The sequence below is a fragment of the Mycobacterium colombiense genome (genome assembly GCF_001672755.1).
GTDB classification, from domain to species: domain Bacteria; phylum Actinomycetota; class Actinomycetes; order Mycobacteriales; family Mycobacteriaceae; genus Mycobacterium; species Mycobacterium colombiense_C.
In genome coordinates this window covers 24,884-46,722 of the sequence record NZ_LZKI01000033.1, presented here as the reverse complement: position 1 = coordinate 46,722, position 21,839 = coordinate 24,884, and the positions used below count along the sequence as shown (strand labels likewise).

Sequence of the window (21,839 nt, the reverse complement as noted above, 5' to 3'; positions counted from 1 at the left end):
CCGGACCCTCGGGAGCTGCGCGGGCTTACAACCCGAAACGCGCCTTGACGTCCCTGCTTTGGAAGTGCTCGACGATGATGCCGAGCAAGGGGATGGTCCCGGACAGCAGCACGCCGACCGTCTTGCCGAGCGGCCAGCGCACCTTGACCGCCAAGTTGAAGGCGGTCAGCACGTAGATGAAATACACCCAGCCGTGCACCACTTCGATCCACCGGATCTCGTGGCCGAAGGCGAGGTGGGAGACGATCTCGTAGCACAGGGCGATGAGCCACAGACCCGTCGTCCACGCCATGATCCGGTAGCCGAGCAGTGCGGTGCGGATCTTGTCGACGGGCACTGCGGGCACAGATGTTCCGGGCGTCTCCGGTGTGGTCATGCCGTTGTCCTCTTCTGCTTTTCGGCGTCTTGCGCGGCGAGCTCGGCCAGGTAGGTGTTGTACTCGCGCAGCGCGGGGTCGTCGGGTGCCTGCGACGCGGGCTTGGGGCGCTCGGGCAGCAGCCCGGCGGGTATCTCCGTCATCGCGTCCGTGCTCCGCGGCTGTGGTGGTTCCTCTTCATAGCGAACGAACTTGCGGTAGGCGTACACGCAGAATCCGGCGAACAGCGGCCACTGCAGCGCATAGCCGAGGTTCTGAAAGGAGCCGGAGACGGAGTTGAACCGGGTCCACTGCCACCAGCCCAGGGCCAGGCAGCCGCACGCCGCGACGATCACCAGCGCGATGAGCGCGGGCCTGCGACGATGCGTAGTGGACACCCCTTGACCGTACCGCTCACGATCTGGGCCCGGCGAATTCGTCGGGCCGCTCACCGACCATCTCTGCAGCCTCCAAGGCTGTACGATCGGCACGCCGCGGGCGTGATGGAATTGGCAGACATGCCGGCTTTAGGTGCCGGTGCTCGAGAGAGCGTGAGGGTTCGAGTCCCTCCGCCCGCACTGTTCGACACCCGAGACGAAATCTTGAACACCTAGGCGTCAAACCTTTCCTGGCGGGTATCTGGAACGCACGGGACACAAGGGAGACGCCATGCCCACTGGACACGAGCCCTCTGCACGGGGCGAAAAGGCCTTCACCGCAGAAGATGTCGAACTCGCCGAACATAACGCCGCCGCGGCCCGCAAACGCGCCGCCCGCGCGGGACTGTCCGCGGCCGACAGCTTCGAGGAATCCGCGATGCAGCACGAGCGGGTCGCCGAAATTCAAGACCAGACCGTCCAGCAAGGCGTCTCGGACACGGAGGTGCACCGCAGGTCGGCGCTCAAGCACCGCGAGGCGGCAGAAGAAGACCGCAAGCTGGCCGAGCTGAAGCGGAAGGAATCCGAAGCCGACCTCGCCTCGGCGCCGGGCACCGACTGACGCCGGTCAGTCCGCCACGAAGCGGGCACGGACCTCCGGGAGCGGCAGCGGGCAACTGTCGTACTTGCCGCCGACCCGATAGCGGATCGCAGCGAACCTGTCGTAGAGCCAATCGCGCAGCGTAGCCGGAATTACCCGCGCGACCAGGAGCATTCGCCATGGGCCGCCGAGATAGGCCGCCACGCGCAGCACGGCCTCGGATCGGACGGCCACCCGTTCCGAGGGCCCGCCCGGGTCATCCACAAACACCACCGAGTCGACGCTGCCGATCTCCGGATGCCGCTCGATGATCGCTTTGGCGAAGACACTCTCCAACGCCGCGAAGCGCAGCGGACCGGTCGGATCGAACCGAAGGATCGTGCGCACCGACCGGTTGCACAGCCCGCACACCCCGTCGTACAGCAGCACTGGCGCCGCCGACTCACCTTTCATATCTCCCAGGTTATCGAGCGGGGCCCAGGTTGACCTATGGTAAGGCAACCCTTAGTTTGTGGGGGTAACGTACCAAGTCGTGACCGGCTGGCCGGTGATCGCGGCGCCGGCGTGGGGTCGTGGCAGGTGTCGATTCAGGGTGTGCGCGGCCCATGCGGGCCGCATCGATCCGTGGCCTCGTGGCGGTGAACCCGCCGGGTCGTCAGATCGGCGAGGCCATCGCGGCGCGGAGCGCCGCGAGAAAGGACCGCTAATGGCACGCGGACTCTCCGGTGTGATGCTGCGCAGCTTCGGCGCGCGCGATCACACCGCGACGGTGATCGAAACCGTCCGGATCGCACCGCATTTCGTGCGGGTGCGCATGACGTCGCCGACGCTGTTCGAAGACGTCGATGCCGAACCGGCTGCGTGGCTGCGGTTCTGGTTCCCGGACCCGGACGGATCGAAAACGGAATTCCAGCGCGCCTACACGATCTCGGAGTCGGACGTCCCCGCCGGACGTTTCGCGGTCGACATCGTGCTGCACGATCCAGCCGGCCCGGCGTCGTCATGGGCGCGCACCGTCCAGCCCGGGGCGACCATCGCGGTCATGGCCCTGATGGGCTCGTCGCGATTCGACGTGCCCGACGAGCAGCCGGCCGGTTATCTGCTGATCGGCGACTCGGCGTCCATCCCGGGGATGAACGGGATCATCGGGGTCGTCCCCGACGACGTCCCGATCGAGATGTACCTCGAACAGCACGACGACAACGACACGTTGATCCCGGTCGCAAAGCATCCCCGGTTGCGGCTGCACTGGGTCGTCCGCCACGACGAGAAGTCGCTCGCCGCGGCGATCGAGAGCCGGGATTGGTCGAACTGGTACGCGTGGGCGACGCCCGAGGCCACGACGCTCAAGCAGGTGCGGGCACGGCTGCGCGACGAGTTCGGCTTTCCCAAATCCGAGGTACACGCCCAGGCCTACTGGAGCGCCGGGCGCGCGATGGGAACCCGCCGCGGCGACGAGCCTGAGGCACCGGGCAGCGCCACGCCCAGCGTTTCCGCGGAAGACGTTGCGGTGCAACTGGAGTCGGCTCAGCAGGTATCGGACGCGGCCCCCGCCCCGGTAGCACGCGGGAACTGGCGTGCGCAGGGCGCCGGCCGGCTGCTTTCGCCGCTGCGGTCGGCGCTGATCGTCTCGGGTGTGCTGCAGGCGGTGATCACGCTGGTGCAACTGGCGCCGTTTGTGTTGCTGGTCGAGCTGGCGCGGCTGCTGGTTTCCGGGGCGCCCGCGTCCCGGCTGTGGGATATCGGCATCGCCGCGGTGTCGCTACTGGGCCTGGGTGCGTTGCTCGGTGCCGCGCTCACTCTCTGGCTCCACGTCGTCGACGCCCGATTCGCGCGCGATCTGCGATCGCGACTGTTGCACAAGCTGTCTCGGCTACCCCTGGGCTGGTTCACCGCACGCGGGTCGGGGTCGATCAAGCAACTGCTGCAGGACGACACGCTGTCGTTGCACTACCTGGTCACCCACGCCATTCCGGACGCGGTGGCCGCGGCCGTCGCACCGGTCGCGGTGCTGGTCTACCTGTTCGCCGTCGACTGGCGGGTGGCGCTGGTGTTGTTCGTGCCCGTCCTGGTTTACCTGGTCCTGACGTCGTCGCTGACCATTCAGTCGGGCCCGCGCATTCCGCAGTCGCAGCGCTGGGCGGAGACGATGAGCGGCGAGGCCGGCGCATACCTGGAAGGCCAGCCGGTGATCCGCGTCTTCGGTGGTGCGGCCGCGTCCAGCTTCCGGCGCCGCCTGGACGAATACGTCGGCTTCCTGGTGGCCTGGCAGCGCCCGCTGGCCGGCAAGAAGACCTTCATGGACCTCGTCACCCGCCCCGCCACCTTCCTCTGGCTCATCGCGGTCACCGGCACTCTGCTGGTGGTCACCGGCCGGATGAGTCCGGTGGATCTGCTGCCGTTCTTGTTGCTGGGCACCACCTTTGGGGCACGGCTGCTCGGCATCGCCTACGGCCTCGGCGGCATCCGCGCCGGCATGTTGGCCGCGCGGCGCCTGCAGAACACGCTCGACGAGGCCGATCTCGCGGTGCGAGACCACGACGAAGCCCACCACGAGGTGGCGGCGACGGTGGTGTTCGACAACGTCGGCTTCGGCTACCGCCCCGACGTTCCCGTCATTCATGACGTGTCGCTGACCCTGCGGCCCGGCACGGTCACCGCGCTGGTCGGCCCCTCCGGATCCGGCAAGTCGACGCTGGCCGCCTTGCTGGCCCGGTTCCACGACGTCGGCCAGGGCGCGATACGCGTTGGGGGGCAGGATATTCGATCGATGACCGCCGACCAGCTCTACGCCGAGGTCGGATTCGTGCTGCAGGAAACGCAATTGGTGCACGGCACCGTGGCGGAAAACATCGCGCTGGCCGTCCCGGATGCCACCGCGGCGCAGATCGAACAAGCGGCGCGCGACGCGCAGATCCACGACCGGATCATGCGACTGCCGGACGGCTACGACACGATGCTGGGCGCGGGAAGCGGGCTCTCCGGCGGTGAGCGCCAACGACTCACCATCGCCCGCGCGATCCTGGCCGACACCCCGGTACTCATCCTCGATGAGGCCACCGCCTTCGCCGACCCCGAATCGGAATACCTTGTGCAGCAAGCGCTCAACCGCCTGACTCAGGACCGCACCGTGCTGGTGATCGCGCACCGATTGCACACGATCACCCGGGCCCACCAGATCGTCGTGCTCGACCACGGCCGCATCGTCGAACGCGGCACCCACGATGAGTTGCTGACCGCAGCCGGCCGGTACCGGCGGCTGTGGGAGGGCGGCCGCCGTGACGAGGTGGCCGCCGGCACGACGGGCGAGGGGGCACGATGATCCGCACGTGGTTGAGTTTGGTTCCGGGCGATCGCCGCAACCGGGTCATCACCTACACGGTGCTGGCGTTGATCTCCGTCGTGGTGCGCGCCGTGGCCACCGTGCTGTTGGTCCCCCTGGTCGGGGCGTTGTTCAGCGACGAGCCGCGGCGCGCCCTGGTCTGGCTGGGCTGGCTGACCGCGGCGACCGTAACCGGCTGGGTGATCGACACCGCAACCGCGCGCATCGGTTTCAACCTGGGCTTCGCGGTGCTGGATCACAGCCAGCACGATGTGGCGGATCGGCTGCCCGGCGTGCGGCTGGATTGGTTCACGGCCGAGCACACCGCGACCGCGCGGCAGGCGATCGCGGCCACCGGACCGGAACTCGTCGGCCTGGTCGTCAACCTGCTCACGCCGCTGATCTCCGCCATCCTGCTGCCCGCCGCCATCGCGGTGGTCCTGCTGCCGGTCTCCTGGCAGCTGGGGGTCGCCGCGCTGGGTGGCCTGCCGCTGCTGTTGGGCGCGCTGTGGGCGTCGGCCCGCTTGGCCCGGCGCGCCGATGCCGCGGCGGCCGACGCCAATAGCGCGCTCACCGAGCGGATCATCGAGTTCGCCCGCACCCAGCAGGCGCTGCGGGCCGCGCGTCGCGTCGAGCCGGCGCGAAGCCTGGTCGGCGACGCGCTGGCCGCGCAGCACGGCGCCACCATGCGCTTGCTTTCCATGCAGGTCCCCGGGCAGCTGCTGTTCAGCCTCGCCAGCCAGCTTGCACTGATCCTGCTGGCGGGGGCGACCACAGCGCTGACGGTGAACGGAACGCTCACGGTGGCCGAGGCCATCGCGTTGATCGTCGTCATCGTGCGCTACCTGGAACCGTTCACCACCATCAGCGAGCTGGCGCCGGCGCTGGAGAGCACCCGCGCCACGCTCGACAACATCCGTTCGGTGCTCACCGCGCCGCTGATGAATGCCGGCGCCGGCACGCTGACGGGCGCCGCGGCGCCCCGTATCGAGTTCGACGATGTCGTGTTCCGGTACGACGGCGCGGGTCCGCCGGTGCTTGACGGGGTGAGTTTCGCGTTGGAGCCGGGCAGCACGACGGCGATCGTCGGACCATCCGGTTCGGGTAAGAGCACCGTTTTGGCGCTGATCGCCGGGCTGCATGAGCCCACCGGCGGCCGGGTGCTGATCGACGGGGTGGATGCGGCGACGCTGGACGGCGACGCCCGGCGCGCGGCGAGCAGCGTGGTGTTCCAGCATCCCTACCTGTTCCACGGGTCGATCCGCGACAACGTGTTCGCCGGGGATCCCGGCGCCGGCGACGAGCGGTTCACGCGAGCGGTGGCCCTCGCGCGTGTCGACGAGCTCGTCGCGCGCCTGCCCGACGGCGCCGACACCGTGGTCGGCGAGGCCGGCTCGGCACTGTCCGGTGGTGAGCGGCAACGGGTCAGCATCGCGCGCGCGTTGCTCAAGCCCGCACCGATACTGCTGGTAGACGAGGCGACCAGCGCGCTGGACACCGAGAACGAGGCCGCGGTGGTCGACGCCCTCACCGCCGACCCGCAAGCGCGCACCCAGGTGATCGTCGCGCATCGGCTGGCCAGCATCAGTCACGCCGACCGCGTCCTGTTCCTCGACAACGGCCGCGTTGTCGAGGATGGAACGGTTGACGAATTGCTCGCTGCGGGCGGCCGTTTCGACGAATTCTGGCGGCAGCAGCACGAAGCCGCCGAATGGCGAATTCTGGCCGACTAGCGCACCGCGATGGACCGCAACTCTTGCGGTATGCCTTACAGTTTGTCAGTCGGACCGAGCTGTCCGCGTACAGGAGGCGTGCTACTTATGAGTGCTGTGCTGTCGATACCGCGTTACCCCGGCGACGTGACCCCGCAGTGGTTGTCAGGCGCGCTCAGTGGCAGCGGCACACCCGTCGAGGTCGCCGATGTGGACGTGGTCGCGATCGGCACCGGGCAGACGGGGGCGACCTACCGGGTGACCGCCCGCTACGCGACGGATCCCGGTGACCTGCCGCAGACGTTTGTGATCAAACTGCCCGCGCAGGACGACACGGTCCGCGACCGGGTGGTCATCGGCTACCGCAGCGAATGCGCGTTCTACTCTTCGGTGGTGGATCGGGTCCAGGTGCCCACACCGCGGTGCTTCTACTCCGAGATCACGGATGATGCAATGGATTTCGCCCTGCTGCTGGCCGATCAGGCGCCGGCGGTGCAGGGCGATCAGCTCGTTGGTTGCGGTGAAACCGAAGCGCGCCTTGCGGTTACCGCGCTGGCCGGCCTGCACGCGCCCAGTTGGTGCGATCCCGTCTGGCTCGATTTCCCGGGCATCGCGTTCGGCCGTCCGGACGAGGCCGGTGCCAACGGCATGGGCGAGGTGGCGAAGATGAGCGCCGACATCACGTTGGAGAAGCTGGGTAATCGGATGAGCGCGGAAGATCGCGACACCTTCGCCGCTGCAATGGGTTCGATCGCGCCATGGCTGCTGTCCGAATATGACCGGTTCGCCTTGCTGCACGGCGACTACCGGCTGGACAATCTGCTGTTCGATCCCGAACGAACCAGGGTCAGCGTGGTCGACTGGCAGACGCTCGGCGTGGGCCTGCCGGCCCGGGATCTCGCCTACTTCACCGCGACCAGCCTCAATTCGCAACTGCGCGCTGGTATCGAGAAAGAGCTCGTCACCGACTACCACCGCGCGCTGACGGCCGGCGGGGTGAGCGACTACGACCGCGAAACATGTTGGCGCGATTACCGGCTCGGCGTGTTGCAGGCACCACTGATCTCGGCGCTGGGTTTCGCGTTCGCCGCGGCCACCGAGCGCGGCGACGACATGGTGCTGACCATGCTCAGCCGCGGCTGCCAGGCGATCCGCGACCTGGGAACGCTGGACCTGATCGGCTGAGACCTCAGAGGTCGCCGGTGAAGTCGGCGCTCAGCCAGCGGTCGGGCCGGATGGTGAAGAGCACCTCCTCGACGCCTTCCATGCTGCGCACGAACGCGCGTCCGCCCTCCTCGCCGAGGTAGCGGATGGCGATCGACTCCTGCAGGTCCGCCGGAGCCGGATTGGTGGTCTCGACGACGGTGCCTTCCACCACCACGTACTGATATGGCGGCTCCTCGCGCTGAACCACGAGCGTCACGGCGCCCGCTTGCTTGATCAGCCGGGCCTTGCGGCTGGACGCCCCGGTCATGATCCGGACATCTCCCCCGGGGGTGTAGTCGTACCAGATCGGGACGCTGGCCGGCGGGCGGCCCTCGGTGGCGGCGACGGACAGCACCGCCACATGCTTGTCGGCGAGGAACTCCTGGCGCTCGGTTTCGCTGAAGGCTTTCATGTCGAGTGCCAACGCCGCGATGGTGGAGCTATTCCCGGGCGACCGATGATCAGTACTGCGTCGAGCCCTGGTCGACCGGGATCTGTGCGGCGGTGACCTTGCGCGACTCGTCGCTGGCCAGCCAGCACACGGTGTCGGCGATCTCCTCCGGCTCGGCGACCCAGTCGGGCAGGAACGGGGTGAGGACGTGCGACAGCTGCGGGTTGGTCTCCATCGTCTTGCCCACCGCGTTGACCATGTCGCCGGAGCCCATCGCGGTGTTCACCGGACCCGGGTGAACGCTGTTGACCCGGATCGAATGCTTGCCCAGTTCCGCGGCGAAGGCCCGCGCCATCCCGGTGACGGCGTGCTTGCTAGCGGTGTAGTGGATCATGAACGGCTGCATCTTCATACCGGCGGCGGAGCTGATCAGGATGATGGAGCCGCCGCGGCCACCCTCGATGATCTTGTCCGCGCCGGCCATCACGGTGTTCCAGGTGCCGGTCACGTTGATGTCCATGACGTCGCGGAAGTTCTCCGGCGTGATGTCGTCCCAGGCCTGCGGAGCCGCCACCCCGGCATTGGCCACGATGATGTCCAGCCGGCCGAGCTCGGCGACGCCGTCCGCGACGACCTTTCGCAGACCGTCGAAGTCGCGGGTGTCCACGACCGACGAGATGATCCGGCGGTTCGTCGCTTCGACCAGGCGCACGGTCTCGCTCAGATCATTGGGCGTCGCCGGGTCGTAGGGCACGCAGGACGGCAGCTTGCCGGCGATGTCGACGGCGATGATGTCGGCGCCTTCCTGGGCCATGCGCACCGCGTGCGCCCTGCCCTGGCCGCGGGCCGCGCCGGTGATGAATGCCACTCTTCCGGCAAGCTTGCCGCTCATAGTTGCTCCTCCATTGGGTTCGGCCGCTGTTAGCGCTGCGCGGCTTTGACGAGATTCGCCCCGATGATCAACCGCTGAATTTCACTGGTGCCCTCGTAGAGCCGCAGCAGCCGCACATCACGGTAGATGCGTTCGACGGCGACGCCGCGCATGTAGCCGGTGCCGCCGTGAATCTGCACCGCGAGATCCGCGACATTGCCGGCCATTTCGGTGCAGAAGACCTTGGCGGCCGACGGCGCGATCCTGCGGTCCTCGTCGGCGACCCACAGCCGGGCGGCTTCGCGCACCAGCGCACGGCCGGCCATCACCCCGGTCTGCTGGTCGGCGAGCATGCCCTGCACCAACTGGAAGCTTCCGATCGGCGTCCCGCCCTGCGTCGCGGTGGCGGCGTACGACACCGATTCGTCGAGCGCGCGTTGAGCGGCGCCCACCGCCAGGGCGGCGATGTGGACGCGGCCGCGGGCCAACGAGGTCATGGCCGCCCGGTATCCGTGGTCCTCACTGCCGCCGACGAGGGCATCGGAGCCGACACGGACGTCGGTCAAATTCACGTCGGCCGTCCAGGCGCCCTCCTGGCCCATCTTGGCGTCCTTGGCGCCCACCTCGACGCCGGCGGCGTCGGCCGGGACCAGGAAGACGGCGATACCCGGACCCTGGTCGTCCGCGGGCCGGGTACGCGCGAACACCACGAAGAGATCGGCGACGGGCGCGTTGGTGATGAAGCGCTTCTGCCCGGAGATGACCCAATTATCGCCGTCGCGAACGGCTTTGGTGCGCAAGCCGGCCGGGTTCGATCCGGCGCCGGGTTCGGTCAGCGCGAAGGAGGCGACGACGTCGCCGGACGCGATCGACTCCAGCCAGCGGGATTTCTGTTCGTCGGTGCCGAACCCCACCAGCACCTGTCCGGCGATGCCGTTGTTGGTGCCGAACATCGACCGCAGCGCCAGCGACGTGTAGCCCAACTCCAGCGCCATCTCGACGTCCTGCATCAGGTTGAGGCCAAGGCCGCCCCACTCCTGGGGAATCGCGTAGCCGAACAGGCCCATCTTCTTGGCCTCGTCGCGCAGATCGTCGGGGACGCAGTCGGTGTCCAGGATCTCCTGCTCCCGGGGAACAACAGTGCTGCGAACGAATTGCCTTGTCTGAGCGAGGATCTCGCGGAAGTCCTCATCGGAGACTTCGGCGACTTCGGCGGTGGCCATGGGCTCCACACTCCTCTCTCGATCCGGGGCACCCCGGTTCAGAGCAGGATCCTATATCAAATATGATATTCGCCTTACGGGTGCCCGGTGGAGGCGATAACAGTGAAGGGTGTGTGATCGACAGTGGCGTTGTTGACAGGTCAGACCGCGGTAATCACGGGCGGAGCGCAAGGGCTGGGCCTGGCCATCGCGGAGCGCTTCGTCGCCGAGGGTGCGCGAGTCGTGCTCGGCGACGTCAACCTCGAGGAAACCCAGGTCGTGGCCAAACAGTTGGGCGGCGATGACGTCGCGGTCGCGGTTCGGTGCGACGTCACGCAGGCGTCCGACGTCGAAACCCTGATCCAGACCGCGGTCGAGCGTTTCGGCGGCCTGGACATCATGGTCAACAACGCCGGAATCACCCGGGACGCGACGATGCGCAAGATGACCGAGGAGCAATTCGATCAGGTGATCAACGTGCACCTGAAGGGGACCTGGAACGGCACCCGGTTGGCCGCCGCTGTCATGCGCGAAAACAAGCGCGGCGCCATCATCAACATGTCCTCGGTGTCCGGCAAGGTCGGCATGATCGGCCAGACCAACTACTCGGCGGCCAAGGCCGGCATCGTCGGCATGACCAAGGCGGCCGCCAAGGAGCTGGCCTACCTGGGCGTCCGGGTGAACGCGATCGCTCCCGGCCTGATCCGCTCGGCTATGACAGAGGCTATGCCGCAACGCATTTGGGATTCCAAGGTCGCCGAGGTGCCGATGGGTCGGGCCGGTGAGCCCAGCGAGGTCGCCAGCGTGGCGCTGTTCCTGGCTTCCGATCTGTCGTCGTACATGACGGGCACCGTTATGGAAATCACCGGCGGCCGCCACCTATGAGTGCCGAGGCCGTCATCTGCGAACCCGTTCGGACCCCGATCGGCCGCTACGGCGGAATGTTCAAGGCGTGCAGCGCCGTCGACCTCGGTGTCACCGCGCTGAAGGGGCTGCTCGAGCGGACGGGGCTGGCGCCCGACGCCGTGCAGGACGTGATCCTCGGCCATTGCTATCCCAACAGCGACGCCCCGGCGATCGGGCGCGTGGTGGCGTTGGATTCCGGTCTGCCGGTGACGGTTCCGGGCATGCAGGTCGACCGGCGTTGCGGCTCGGGCCTGCAGGCGGTCATCCAGGCGTGCCTGCAGGTGGGCGCCGGGGACAACGACCTCGTCGTCGCCGGCGGCTGCGAGAGCATGAGCAACGTCGCCTTCTACTCCACCGACATGCGTTGGGGCGGCGCACGCAACGGTGTACAGGTGCACGACGGGCTGGCGCGGGGGCGCAGCACCGCCGGCGGGCGGAACTACCCGGTGCCGGGCGGAATGCTGGAGACGGCCGAGAATCTGCGCCGCCAGTACGGCATTTCACGTCAGGAGCAGGACGAGCTGGCGGTCCGATCGCACCAGCGCGCCGTGGCCGCGCAGAAGGACGGCGTCCTGGCCGAGGAGATCATTCCGGTCGCGGTCCGCACCCGCAGCGGCGAGGAGCTCATCGACACCGACGAACACCCGCGCGCCGACACATCGGTCGAGTCGTTGGGCAAGCTCAAACCCGTGCTGTTGAAGGATGATCCGGAGGCGACGGTCACCGCCGGCAACGCCAGCGGGCAGAACGACGCGGCATCGATGTGCGTGGTCACCACACCGGAGAAGGCCGACGAATACGGCCTGAACCCGTTGGTGCGCCTGGTGTCGTGGGGCGTGGCGGGGGTCGCACCCAACGTCATGGGCATCGGTCCGGTGCCCGCGACCGAGGTCGCGCTGGCCAAGGCGGGCCTGCGACTGTCCGACATCGACCTCATCGAGCTCAACGAAGCCTTTGCCGCGCAAGCGCTTGCGGTGATGCGGGAATGGAACTTCGGCGCCGCCGACCACCAGCGGACCAACGTACACGGTTCAGGGATCTCGCTGGGCCATCCGGTGGGCGCGACGGGCGGCCGGATGCTGGCCACCCTGGCACGTGAACTCCATCGTCGCGAGGCGCGCTACGGCCTGGAGACCATGTGCATCGGCGGCGGCCAGGGCCTGGCGGCCGTCTTCGAACGGGTCGCCTCGCGATGACCGATTCGGCGTTGCCACTGGACGGTCTCACCGTCGTGGAGGTGTCGAGTTTCGTCGCGGCTCCGCTGTGCGGCATGACGCTGAGTCAGCTTGGCGCGGAAGTCATCCGAGTCGACCCGATCGGCGGCGCATCCGATGTACAACGGTGGCCACTGACGGCGGATGGCACCTCGATCTACTGGACCGGCCTGAACAAGGGAAAGCGTTCGGCCACCATCGATCTGCGGTCCCCGGAGGGCCACGAACTGGTCCAGCGGCTGATCGTCGAGGGCGACGGCATCGTGGTGACCAACGCCGCGGGATTGTCCTGGCTCAGCCACGAAGCGCTGGCCGCCACGCGCCCGGACGTGATTCACGTTCAATTGCTCGGGCGCGGCGACGGTTCCACGGGAGTGGACTACACGGTCAACGCGGGTCTGGGCTATCCGCTCGTCACCGGTCCGGCCGATCATGGCGGAGCGATCAATCACGTCCTCCCGGCCTGGGACGTGTGCTGCGGACTGTACGCCGCGCTGGCGGTCGTCACCGCCGTGCGCCACCGCGAGCAATCCGGGACGGGAGCGCGGATCAGCCTGGCGTTGGAGGACGTCGCCCTGGCCACCGCGGCCAACCTGGGGCTGCTGACCGAACCGCAAGTCAACGGGACGCAACGCGAACGTTTGGGTAACGCCATCTACGGTCAGTACGGGCAGGACTTCGTCAGCAGCGACGGCGCCAGGTTCATGGTGGTTACCTTGACCGGCAGGCACTTTCGCGACCTGCTCGCGGTGACGGGCACCGGCGCCGCGGTGTCGGCGCTCGCCGAGGCGCTGGGCGCCGATTTTGGGTCCGAGGGCGACCGCTACCGGTACCGTGACGTGCTGTCGAGTCTGTTCGCCACCTGGTTCAGCGATCACACCGCCGACGAGATCACCACCGCGCTGTCCGCCACCACGGTGCTATTCGAGCGGTACCGCACCTTCGCCGAGGTCGCGGCGGGGCCGAAAGTCACCGACAATCCAATGTTCTCGCGGCTGCACCAACCCGGTCTCGGCGAGTATCTCGCACCGGGCCTGCCGGCCGCATTCGACGGCGCACATCCGGCCAGCGCGCCCGCGCCGGCCCTGGGGCAGGACACCGCCGACATCCTGGCGCGGCTGGGGTTGAGCGCCGCCGACATCGAGCGCCTGACCAACGCCAAGACCATCGCCTGCTGAGCCGCTGGAAGGGAAACACAGCACATGACCAAACTCGCCCAGACCCTCGGACTGACCGAGGTGCAGAACGAAATCATCGCCACCGTAAGGAAATTCGTCGAAAAGGAAGTCATTCCCCACGCGGCCGAACTGGAACGCGGTGACACCTACCCACAGGCGATCGTCGACCAGATGCGCGAAATGGGCCTGTTCGGCCTGATGATTCCGCCGGAGTACGGCGGGCTGGGTGAGTCGCTGCTGACCTACGCCCTGTGCGTCGAGGAGCTGGCACGCGGCTGGATGAGCGTGTCCGGCGTGCTCAACACGCATTTCATCGTGGCGTACATGCTGCGCCAGCACGGCACCGACGAGCAGAAGCAGCGGTTCCTGCCGCGGATGGCAGCCGGTGAGACCCGCGGTGCCTTCTCGATGTCGGAGCCGGAGCTCGGTTCCGACGTGGCCGCGATCCGCACCCGGGCCCGGCGGAACCCCGACGGCACCTACACCATCGACGGTCAGAAGATGTGGCTGACCAACGGCGCTACCTCCACGCTGGTGGCGGTGCTGGTGCGCACCGACGAAGGGTCGGACAAACCGCATCGCAACCTCACCGCGTTCCTCGTCGAGAAGCCGGTCGGTTTCGGCGAAGTCGTTCCCGGCCTGCGCATTCCGGGCAAGATCGAGAAGCTGGGCTACAAGGGCATCGAAACGACGGAGATGATCTTCGACGGCTACCAGGCCGGCGCCGACGACGTGCTCGGCGGCACTACCGGCCAGGGGTTCTTCCAGATGATGGACGGCATCGAGGTCGGCCGCGTCAACGTGTCGGCGCGTGCCTGTGGTCTCGGGATTCGTGCCTTCGAGCTCGCGGTGCGCTACGCGCAACAACGCCAGACCTTCGGCAAGCCGATCGCCGAGCATCAGGCCATCGCGTTTCAGCTCGCCGAGATGGCGACCAAAGTCGAAGCGGCACACCTGATGATGGTCAACGCGGCGCGGCTGAAGGACTCGGGGGAGCGCAATGACGTCGCCGCCGGGATGGCCAAATACCTGTGCAGCGAGTACTGCACCGAGGTCACCCAGCAGAGCTTCCGGATCCATGGCGGCTACGGCTATTCCAAGGAATACGAAATCGAGCGGCTGATGCGCGACGCCCCGTTCCTGCTGATCGGTGAGGGCACCAGCGAGATCCAGAAGAACATCATCAGCAAGCGACTGCTCGCCGAGTATCAGGTGTAAGCGATGAGCGTTCCGGAATTCGCAGCGCGCCCTCAACTTTCCGAGGACGTCGCACGGATCATCCGCGGGCGGATATTCGATGGGGCGTACGCCGCCGGATCGTACGTCCGGTTGGACCAATTGGCCGCGGAGTTGGGTATCAGTGTCACACCGGTGCGCGAGGCGCTGTTCGCGCTGTGCGCCGAAGGCCTGATCAACCAGCAGCCGCGCCGAGGTTTCGTGGTGCTGCCGGTCACCGGACGCGACGTCACCGACGTGGCGAACGTGCAGGCGCACGTGGGCGGTGAGTTGGCGGCGCGGGCTGCGCTCAACATCACCGACGACCAACTGCACGAGCTCAAGGAGATCCAGGCGCAGCTGGAGGACGCCTATGCCGGCGATGAACACGAACGGACCGTCCGGCTGAATCACGAATTTCACCGCGCCATCAATGTCGCGGCGGACTCGCCCAAGCTCGCCCAGCTGATGTCGCAGATCACCCGTTACGCCCCCGAATCGGTGTTTCCCGCCATCGAGGGCTGGCCCGAGCAATCGATGCAGGACCACCGGCGGATCCTGTCCGCGCTGAAAAAGCACGACGACAGGCTCGCCCGCGCGGCGATGTCGGAACACCTTGCCGCAGGCGCGGTGCCGCTGATCGATCACCTCGTCGCGCGCGGTGTGGTGGCCGACGGGGGCGGCCAAATGTCCTCGTAACACCGCCCCGGCGGCAACGCTTGTTGCTTGCGCTCAGCTAGGCATACGCTGCAACGCAGGGGGGCAACCGAAGAGCGAGGAAGAATGTCCCCACCGCTTGGCGCATCGGCAGTATTCGTAGCCTGCGCCTCGGCAATCGCGTTCGCGCCACCGGCTCACGCCGACCTGCTCGACCCCATCCCCGGCAACGGCGTCTTCGTCGTCGGGCCCGACATCGCGCCGGGCCTCTACCACACGAGCGGGTCGGGGTCGGCGTTCGGAGTGTGGATCAACAACGTGCCGACCCAGGACTCGATGTGCTCGTGGTTCACCTACAGCACGCCGGACGCGAACAAGGACCACGTCCTGCAGACGAATACCTCGATCGGCCCGATGTTCGCGAACATCAACTCATCGGTGAAGGCCTTCGAGTCGCAGAACTGTCAGCCCTGGACGCGGGTCCCCTGAGCCTGGTCTGACAACATCTCGCGCAGTCGACGGAGGTCGACCTTTCCGGTGCCGCCGCGCGGAACGTCGTCGTCGGAAGCCAACAGCAGCCACATCGTGGGGACCTTGAAGGCGCTCAGCAGAGTTCGCGCGGAGCCGCGCAGCTGTTCTGCGCTCAGCGCATGGCACACGACCGCCGCGCCCACCCGATTGCCCGCCGCGCCGGGAACATTGGTGACGAAGGCGTTGTCGACGCCGTCGATCGCGCGCAGGGCAGTCTCGACCTCACTGGGGTAGACGGTCGCGCCGCTGACTTTGAACATGTCGTCGGATCGCCCGTGGTAGAACAGGAATCCCTCGCCGTCGAGGTGGCCGAGGTCACCGGTGGGGTAGAAGCCGTCGGCGGTGAACAGGTCCTCGCGGGTGCGCCCGCAGATGCCGCGCAGCGTGTGCGGTCCGCGGATCTGGATCATGCCGGTGACGCCCGCCGCCACGGGCGCGCCGCTGTCGGTGTCGACGATGCGGACCTCCATGCCGGGGAACGGTTTTCCGCAGCTGCCCCACGCCGACGCGGGCATGTCGGTGTCGGCGGGGTAGCCGCAGTACGGGCCGAAGGCCTCGGTCATGCCGAACAACGTGGCGCGCGCGCCGGGCTGGGCGCGCTGCTCGGGCGGTAGCAGGGCCTGCAGGCTCCCCGCCTGTAGAGCCGACAGGTCGGCGCCGGCCTCGCCGGCGTGCCGGGCCAATGTCTCGGCCTGGTCCGGCCAGCCCCGAAACAGCGTGACCCCTTCGTCTTCCAACAGTTTCAGGGTCGTTTCCGGCCGGGGAATCTCTTCGGTCACCAGCGTGGCGCCGGCCAGCAAGGCGGACAGTATTCCACTGCCGAAGCCGCCCACCCAGAAAAACGGCATCGGCAGATACAGGCGGGTCTCGGCGGTGATGCACCGCGCCGCGAGGCCCGACCGCACCGCGGCAAGCGCGTTGCCGTGCGAGTGGATGACTCCCTTGGGCGATCCGCTGCTGCCCGAGGTGAACATGATCACCAACGGGTCGGCGGATGTGACGGTCGCCGTCATGGGGTCGACGATGTTGCGGACCTGTTCGCTCGCGACGGCGTTATCGAGCCGGTCGGCCGGCCAAACCTGCTGTAACGCAGGAAGTTCGGCTCTATGGATCGCCGCGAGGTCATCGAGGTAGCGGTGGCCGCGGAACTCCTCGACACTGACCACGAACTGCACCGCGGCTGCCCGCAGCTGCGCGGCCAGCTCTGCGGCCGTCAACAGGGTGCTCAGTGGTACCAGCACCGCGCCGATCCGGGTCAGGGCGATGGCGACCCGCACCCAGCGGGTGCTGTTGGGCATGATGAGTCCCACCCGGGTGCCCTTGCCCACGCCCGCCTCGATGAAGTTCGCAGCCAGATCCTTTGTGGTGGAGTCGAGTTCGCGGTAACTGATCCGGGAGGTGGGATCGATTATCATCGGTGTGTCACCGTCGTGGTCGGCCCGCAGTCGCACCAGCCGGTCGATGGTGTTAGACATCGAAAAGACCTCTGAGTCGCCGCACGTCGACCTTGCCACTGGACAGCAGTGGAACCTCGGCACCGCGCAGAGCGATGAACCGTTTGGGAATCTTGTATGCGGACAGTTCCGACTTGAGCCGCGCGACCAGTGCGGCTTCGTCGAAATGCGCGGCACCGTCGGGCTGGACAACCACCGCGGCGACGACCTGCCCGCGCCGGGCGTCGGGAATGCCGATCACATAAGTCGGCGCCCCGTCGGTGACCCTGCTGATGGTCTTTTCCACCTCGGCCGCCGAGACATTCGCGCCCGCCGTCTTGATCATCGCGCTGCGCCGGCCGACGAAATAGACGAACCCGTCGGCATCGATGCGCACCAAATCGCCGCTGTGGAACCAGCCGTCGGCATCGAAACACTTTTCCCGGCTGCGTTTGTAGTAGCGCTGCATCAGGTACGGCCCGCGAAGGCACAGCTCGCCGACCTCGCCGACCGGCACGGCGGTCGCGGTGTCCGGATCGATGACCTTGGCCTCGAATCCCGGCGCCGGCTTGCCGAACGAGCCGCGCCGGTGCTCGGGTTGGTCGGATTCGTCATCACCGAGCAGCACGACGCTGCCGGCCTCGGTCATGCCCAGCATGTTGTGCCGCAGTTCCGGGTCGGCCGGGCGAGCGTCAGGGGCCATGATCGGGTACAGGTTGCCGCGCCGCATCGATGACAGGTCACGTCGGGGGAAGCTCGGGTGGTCGGCCAGGTGGGCGATTCCGGCCGCGAATCCGTTGGTGGCGGTGGGCTTTTCGGATTCCAGCAGGTCGAGTGTCGCCCCCGCATCGGTGGCATTGGAACACACCAAAGTCGATCCGGCCATCAGAGTCGCGAGTAGGCCGAACGCGAGCCCGCCGATCCAGAAGAACGGCGAATTGCAGAACAGCCTGTCGTCGGCCGTCAATCCCCGGATCCGATTGAGGTTGCGTTGATGTGCGAGCAGACTGCCGTGTGTGTGCACCACGCCCTTCGGCGCACTGGTCGAGCCCGATGTGTACACGATCGCCAGCGGATCACCTTCCGTGACGTCACCTTCCAGCGCCGTCAGCAGTGCCGGATCGACGGTGTCGGCCAGACGGTACACCGGCTCGTGGGTGATCGCCACGTGGCGCAGCTGGGGGGCTGCGGCACACAGCAATCGGGAGCCGAGATCGGCGCCGGTGCAGATTTCGGACAGTCGTTGCACGTAATCGTGAGAGCGAAACGATGCTGCAGTCAACAGGATTTCCGCGTCGCTGTCGACCAGTTGCTCGCGCAGCTCGCGACCGGTGACGAAGGTGGAGAACGGGATCACCACGGCGCCGATTCGCGCCGCGGCCAGCATCCCGACGACGAACTCAGATCCGTTCGGATAGAGCAGTCCCAGATGGGTTCCCTTGCCGGCACCGAGCGCGATCAGACCGCGCGCGAGCCCCGCCGACCGGACATCGGCCTCCGCGTAGCTGATCCGGTCGGCATCGCAGACCAGAAGCGGGTGATCGCCGCGCAAACGGGCTCGCTGGCGCAGAATCCCGGCGACCGTCAATCGATCAACGGGCATGGTCGCGCTGCGTCACGGGCTCGCGGAAGTAGCCCCGGATCGCACCGAGATCGGCTTTCCCCGAGGGTGTTCGGGGGATGGTGTCGACGATCGCGATCTCGGTGGGTATCTCGTAGCGGGCCAGCCGCTCGCGCAGGTACTCCACCAGCGCGTCGACGTCGGCGTCGGCTCGTTCGCGTAGCTCAACCATGGCGACCGGCGTCTCGCCCAGCCGCTCGTCGGGTCGGGCTATCACGGCCGCGCCGGCCACCGCGGGGTGGCTCTCCAGTGCCGTGCGAACGTCGTCGGGCATCACCTTGAAACCACCGCGGATGATCGCCTGGTCGGCGCGGCCGACGATCCAGAGAAACCCGTCGGCGTCGATCCGAGCCATATCCGTGGTCCGCATCCATTGTGCGGCGGGCCCCAGCTGGCCCGGCTTGACCTCCAGCAGGCCGACTTCGCCTGGGCCCGAGGGGGTTCCGTCCTCGGTAACCACCCTGAGCTGGGCGCCCGGATTGGCCCGACCGACGCTGCCTCGTTTGGTCTGCCAGTACCGCTGGTAATCGGCAAGGGTCCAGCCCGCCACCCCACCGCCGAACTCGGTTGCCGCATAGGAGGTCAACACCGGAACTCCGTACTTCTCGGTGAAGGCGTCGGCATCCTCGGCCGACAGCGGCGCCGTCCCGCAGGTGACGGCCCGCAGGCTTTCCAGGTCGGCGCGCGGAACATCGGAGTGCAAGACGGTGCGCAGTGCGGCCGGTACCAGCGACGCCGCGCGGGGCCGATGCTTGCGGACCGCTCCGGCCCAGGCGTTGAGCTCGAATCGTTCCAGCAGCACGAACGGTCGGGCCTCGGCGATGCATTGCAGCACCCGGAACACGCCGCCGATATGTACCAGCGGCGAGTTCACGATCGCGACTCCGCGGCGCAACTCTTGAGGCGGCGCCGCCTGATCGGGATCCGGCCCCATCACGCTGCGCGCCAGCATGTCGTAGCCCAGATCGATTCGCTTGGGCGGCCCCGTCGTGCCGCTGGTCAGCATGCGCACCGCGACGCCGGACCGCGAAGCGGAGTCGCCGTCGAGGGGCGCGGACACATCGACGTCGTCCAGCACGCTCGAAATCGCGACCGTCGGCGTGTCCGCGGCGACCAGTGTCGCCAGATCGTCGCGCTCGCCGACGATCATGGGAAGCCGCAGTCCCTTGATATCGGCCTTGGTGCGCTCGTCGCCGCGAGAGGGGTTGATGACCACGACCGTTCCGCCGCCCAGCAGCACGCCCAGAAACGCGGCCACGTGTCCCGGCCGGTTGCGCAACAGCATCCCGACCTCGGCCCCGGAGGTTACGGTGGCGATGCGTCGTGCCGATGCGGCGAGCTGAGCCCAGGAGATCCATTGGCCGCCAAACTCGATGGCGTGCGCGTCGGGCTCCAGGTCGAGCACGTCGGCGATGCGTTGCACCAGCGGGTGACGCGGCATCAGCGAATCTTCGGTTTGCGCGCGGAGCCCCGGGCTTGGGAATCGCTCTGAGTGGCCAGCTCGGCGGTGCCCAGCGGATTGCCCAGCCGGGTGTAGATCAGGTTCTGCTCCATCGCGGCGCGGTACGGCTTGTCCAGCGACTCCCAAATCGCTTTGACGGTACCCGCGGTCGCGGTCGGCGGCTTGGCGGCGATGGTCGCCGCGATCTGGTGGGCGCGGTCCCACAGCTGGTCGGCGGCGACGACCTCGGAGACCAGTCCGATCCGCAGCGCCGTGTCGGCGCTCACCCGTTCGTCGTTGCCCATCAGGGCGATGCGCAGAGTCTCGCCCAGCCCGATCCGTCGCATCAGGCCGACCGGCTCCAATGCGCAGACCAGGCCCGCCGACACGTGAGAGTCGAAGAACGTGGCGTCTTCTGCGCAGATGACCACGTCGGATTCGTTGACGAAGTAGAACGCGCCGGCGGTGCACATCCCCTGGACCGCGCACACCACGGGCTTCCACATCTTCTGCCACTTGGGGCTCAGCAGCTCCCCGGGATCCTCGTGGTTCCAGATGTTTTCGGGTTGGCCATACGGTGTTTTGATGTCAAGCCCGGCGCTGAACGCCCGGTCGCCGGCCGCGCGCAGCACCACCGCATGCACCGACTCGTCGAGTTTGACCGCGCGCCAGGCGCGGGCCATCTCCTCGCACATGGTGCGGTTGAACGCGTTCAGCTGATCGGGGCGATTCAGCGTGATGGTGGCGACGTGGCTGTCCGCGTCGACGTGGAGCAGGATGGTGTCGAAGGTCATCGGCATTGCCAATTCGGTTTGCGTTTCTCGACGAACGCCCTGGGGCCTTCGGCCGCGTCCTCGGTGCGCAGCACGCGTTCGCGGAAGGTTTCGGCGAGTATCTCCGCCTCGTGCAGTGGCACGTTCAGGCCCTTGAGGATCGCCAGCCGGGTGCCGCGAACGGCCAGCGGCGCATTGGAATTGACGATGTCGGCGATCTCGTGCGCCCGCTGCAGCAGGTTGTCGTGCTCGACGATCTCGCTGATCAGCCCGAGCTCGTAGGCGCGTTGTGCGCTCATTCGCTCGTGCTTGCCCATCAAGGCCATTCGCAGCGCGATCGAGCGGGGCAACACCCGAGACACCCGCACCAGTTCCCGGCCGGCAACCAGGCCGATGCTGACGTGTGGATCGAAGAAGGTCGCCTGCTCGGAAGCGATGACGATGTCGGTCGTGGTGACCCAGTCCATCCCGGCGCCACAGCAGATTCCGTTCACGGCGGTCAGTACGGGCTTGGCCATGGTGCGGAAAGGCGGCGTGCCCTCCTGTGGCGCCTCCCATTGGTCGTACGTCGACAGGTACGGGCGCTCGTAGATCACCTTGCCGTCTTCGGGAATCTCTTTGACGTCGGCGCCGGTGCAGAACGCGCGGCCGGTGCCGGTCACGATGGTCAACCATACGTTGTCGTCGTTTTCGGCCTCGTCGTAGGCGGCTCGCAGCTCGGTGATCATATGCGGGCTGAGCGCATTGAGGGCATCCGGGCGGTTCAGGGTGATGGTCGCGGTGTGGCGAGCGACTTCGTATTTGATCGTGTCGAACGAATCAGTGGGCATTGA

General features: G+C 67.5%; 21 protein-coding genes and 1 tRNA gene. 11 read left to right on the top strand and 11 right to left on the bottom strand.

Going from position 1 to position 21,839, the window contains the following annotated elements:
• Positions 1–25: 25 nt before the first annotated feature.
• Positions 26–376 (bottom strand): DUF3817 domain-containing protein, encoded by a 351-nt coding sequence (locus A5708_RS03885; RefSeq protein WP_007773933.1) that lies wholly within the window; start codon positions 374–376, stop codon positions 26–28.
• Positions 373–753: a hypothetical protein gene (locus A5708_RS03880; RefSeq protein WP_065027358.1), complete on the bottom strand. Its 381-nt coding sequence runs from the start codon at positions 751–753 to the stop codon at positions 373–375. Before A5708_RS03880 ends, A5708_RS03885 begins: the two co-directional genes overlap by 4 nt.
• A 96-nt stretch (positions 754–849) precedes the next feature.
• On the opposite strand from A5708_RS03880, the gene A5708_RS03875 reads away from it, so the two are divergent.
• Together A5708_RS03875 and A5708_RS03870 are read left to right on the top strand one after the other, a co-directional pair.
• Positions 850–933, top strand: a tRNA-Leu gene (locus A5708_RS03875).
• A gap of 91 nt (positions 934–1,024) precedes the next feature.
• A complete protein-coding gene (locus tag A5708_RS03870) occupies positions 1,025–1,354 on the top strand; it encodes a hypothetical protein (RefSeq protein ID WP_065027357.1) in 330 nt (109 codons plus the stop codon).
• A 6-nt stretch (positions 1,355–1,360) separates the two neighbouring features.
• Here the strand turns inward: A5708_RS03870 and A5708_RS03865 are convergent, their stop codons facing one another.
• Positions 1,361–1,786: a thiol-disulfide oxidoreductase DCC family protein gene (locus tag A5708_RS03865; protein WP_065027356.1), complete on the bottom strand. Its 426-nt coding sequence runs from the start codon at positions 1,784–1,786 to the stop codon at positions 1,361–1,363.
• 253 nt (positions 1,787–2,039) lie between these two features.
• Between A5708_RS03865 and A5708_RS03860 the strand changes: the two genes are divergently transcribed.
• The 3 genes from A5708_RS03860 (at position 2,040) to A5708_RS03850 (ending at position 7,552) form a co-directional block, all read left to right on the top strand.
• On the top strand, positions 2,040–4,655 hold the full coding sequence (locus tag A5708_RS03860; RefSeq protein ID WP_065027355.1) for an ABC transporter ATP-binding protein/permease: 2,616 nt from the start codon (positions 2,040–2,042) through the stop codon (positions 4,653–4,655).
• Positions 4,652–6,388 carry an ABC transporter ATP-binding protein gene (locus tag A5708_RS03855; protein WP_065027354.1) on the top strand — a complete coding sequence of 579 codons (1,737 nt, stop codon included), beginning with the start codon at positions 4,652–4,654 and terminating at the stop codon, positions 6,386–6,388. The genes A5708_RS03860 and A5708_RS03855 overlap by 4 nt, the downstream gene beginning before the upstream one ends.
• 87 nt (positions 6,389–6,475) lie before the next feature.
• On the top strand, positions 6,476–7,552 hold the full coding sequence (locus A5708_RS03850; RefSeq protein WP_065027353.1) for a phosphotransferase family protein: 1,077 nt from the start codon (positions 6,476–6,478) through the stop codon (positions 7,550–7,552).
• 4 nt (positions 7,553–7,556) lie between these two features.
• Here A5708_RS03850 and A5708_RS03845 read toward each other — a convergent pair whose 3' ends face one another.
• From A5708_RS03845 to A5708_RS03835, 3 genes are read right to left on the bottom strand one after another with little or no spacing between them, the layout of a single operon-like run.
• Positions 7,557–7,985 (bottom strand): pyridoxamine 5'-phosphate oxidase family protein, encoded by a 429-nt coding sequence (locus A5708_RS03845; protein WP_065027352.1) that lies wholly within the window; start codon positions 7,983–7,985, stop codon positions 7,557–7,559.
• A 49-nt stretch (positions 7,986–8,034) separates the two neighbouring features.
• Complete coding sequence (locus tag A5708_RS03840) at positions 8,035–8,856, bottom strand: mycofactocin-coupled SDR family oxidoreductase (protein ID WP_065027351.1); 822 nt, start codon at positions 8,854–8,856, stop codon at positions 8,035–8,037.
• 29 nt (positions 8,857–8,885) lie between these two features.
• Positions 8,886–10,058, bottom strand: a complete 1,173-nt coding sequence (locus A5708_RS03835; RefSeq protein WP_065027350.1) for an acyl-CoA dehydrogenase family protein — start codon at positions 10,056–10,058, stop codon at positions 8,886–8,888.
• Between the two features lie 123 nt (positions 10,059–10,181).
• Here A5708_RS03835 and fabG point away from each other — a divergent pair, with 123 nt between their 5' ends.
• The 6 genes from fabG (at position 10,182) to A5708_RS03805 (ending at position 15,696) form a co-directional block, all read left to right on the top strand.
• Positions 10,182–10,922 carry a 3-oxoacyl-ACP reductase FabG gene (fabG, locus tag A5708_RS03830; protein ID WP_065027349.1) on the top strand — a complete coding sequence of 247 codons (741 nt, stop codon included), beginning with the start codon at positions 10,182–10,184 and terminating at the stop codon, positions 10,920–10,922.
• A complete protein-coding gene (locus A5708_RS03825) occupies positions 10,919–12,139 on the top strand; it encodes an acetyl-CoA C-acetyltransferase (RefSeq protein WP_065027348.1) in 1,221 nt (406 codons plus the stop codon). The genes fabG and A5708_RS03825 overlap by 4 nt, the downstream gene beginning before the upstream one ends.
• Complete coding sequence (locus tag A5708_RS03820) at positions 12,136–13,335, top strand: CoA transferase (RefSeq protein ID WP_065027347.1); 1,200 nt, start codon at positions 12,136–12,138, stop codon at positions 13,333–13,335. Before A5708_RS03825 ends, A5708_RS03820 begins: the two co-directional genes overlap by 4 nt.
• A 24-nt stretch (positions 13,336–13,359) precedes the next feature.
• Positions 13,360–14,553, top strand: a complete 1,194-nt coding sequence (locus tag A5708_RS03815; RefSeq protein WP_065027346.1) for an acyl-CoA dehydrogenase family protein — start codon at positions 13,360–13,362, stop codon at positions 14,551–14,553.
• Between the two features lie 3 nt (positions 14,554–14,556).
• Positions 14,557–15,249, top strand: a complete 693-nt coding sequence (locus tag A5708_RS03810; RefSeq protein WP_065027345.1) for a GntR family transcriptional regulator — start codon at positions 14,557–14,559, stop codon at positions 15,247–15,249.
• An 84-nt stretch (positions 15,250–15,333) separates the two neighbouring features.
• Positions 15,334–15,696 (top strand): hypothetical protein, encoded by a 363-nt coding sequence (locus tag A5708_RS03805; RefSeq protein WP_065027344.1) that lies wholly within the window; start codon positions 15,334–15,336, stop codon positions 15,694–15,696.
• Here A5708_RS03805 and A5708_RS03800 read toward each other — a convergent pair.
• From A5708_RS03800 to A5708_RS03780, 5 genes are read right to left on the bottom strand one after another with little or no spacing between them, the layout of a single operon-like run.
• Positions 15,672–17,213: a class I adenylate-forming enzyme family protein gene (locus A5708_RS03800; protein WP_065027343.1), complete on the bottom strand. Its 1,542-nt coding sequence runs from the start codon at positions 17,211–17,213 to the stop codon at positions 15,672–15,674. The two genes, A5708_RS03805 and A5708_RS03800, sit on opposite strands and share 25 nt — an antisense overlap.
• On the bottom strand, positions 17,206–18,774 hold the full coding sequence (locus tag A5708_RS03795) for a class I adenylate-forming enzyme family protein (RefSeq protein WP_065027342.1): 1,569 nt from the start codon (positions 18,772–18,774) through the stop codon (positions 17,206–17,208). Before A5708_RS03795 ends, A5708_RS03800 begins: the two co-directional genes overlap by 8 nt.
• Positions 18,764–20,233 carry a class I adenylate-forming enzyme family protein gene (locus A5708_RS03790; RefSeq protein ID WP_065027341.1) on the bottom strand — a complete coding sequence of 490 codons (1,470 nt, stop codon included), beginning with the start codon at positions 20,231–20,233 and terminating at the stop codon, positions 18,764–18,766. The genes A5708_RS03795 and A5708_RS03790 overlap by 11 nt, the downstream gene beginning before the upstream one ends.
• Positions 20,233–21,033: an enoyl-CoA hydratase/isomerase family protein gene (locus tag A5708_RS03785; protein WP_196772524.1), complete on the bottom strand. Its 801-nt coding sequence runs from the start codon at positions 21,031–21,033 to the stop codon at positions 20,233–20,235. The genes A5708_RS03790 and A5708_RS03785 overlap by 1 nt, the downstream gene beginning before the upstream one ends.
• The gene (locus A5708_RS03780; protein ID WP_065027340.1) at positions 21,024–21,836 is read right to left on the bottom strand and encodes an enoyl-CoA hydratase/isomerase family protein; all 813 of its coding nucleotides are present in this window, start codon (positions 21,834–21,836) and stop codon (positions 21,024–21,026) included. The genes A5708_RS03785 and A5708_RS03780 overlap by 10 nt, the downstream gene beginning before the upstream one ends.
• Positions 21,837–21,839: the final 3 nt, after the last annotated feature.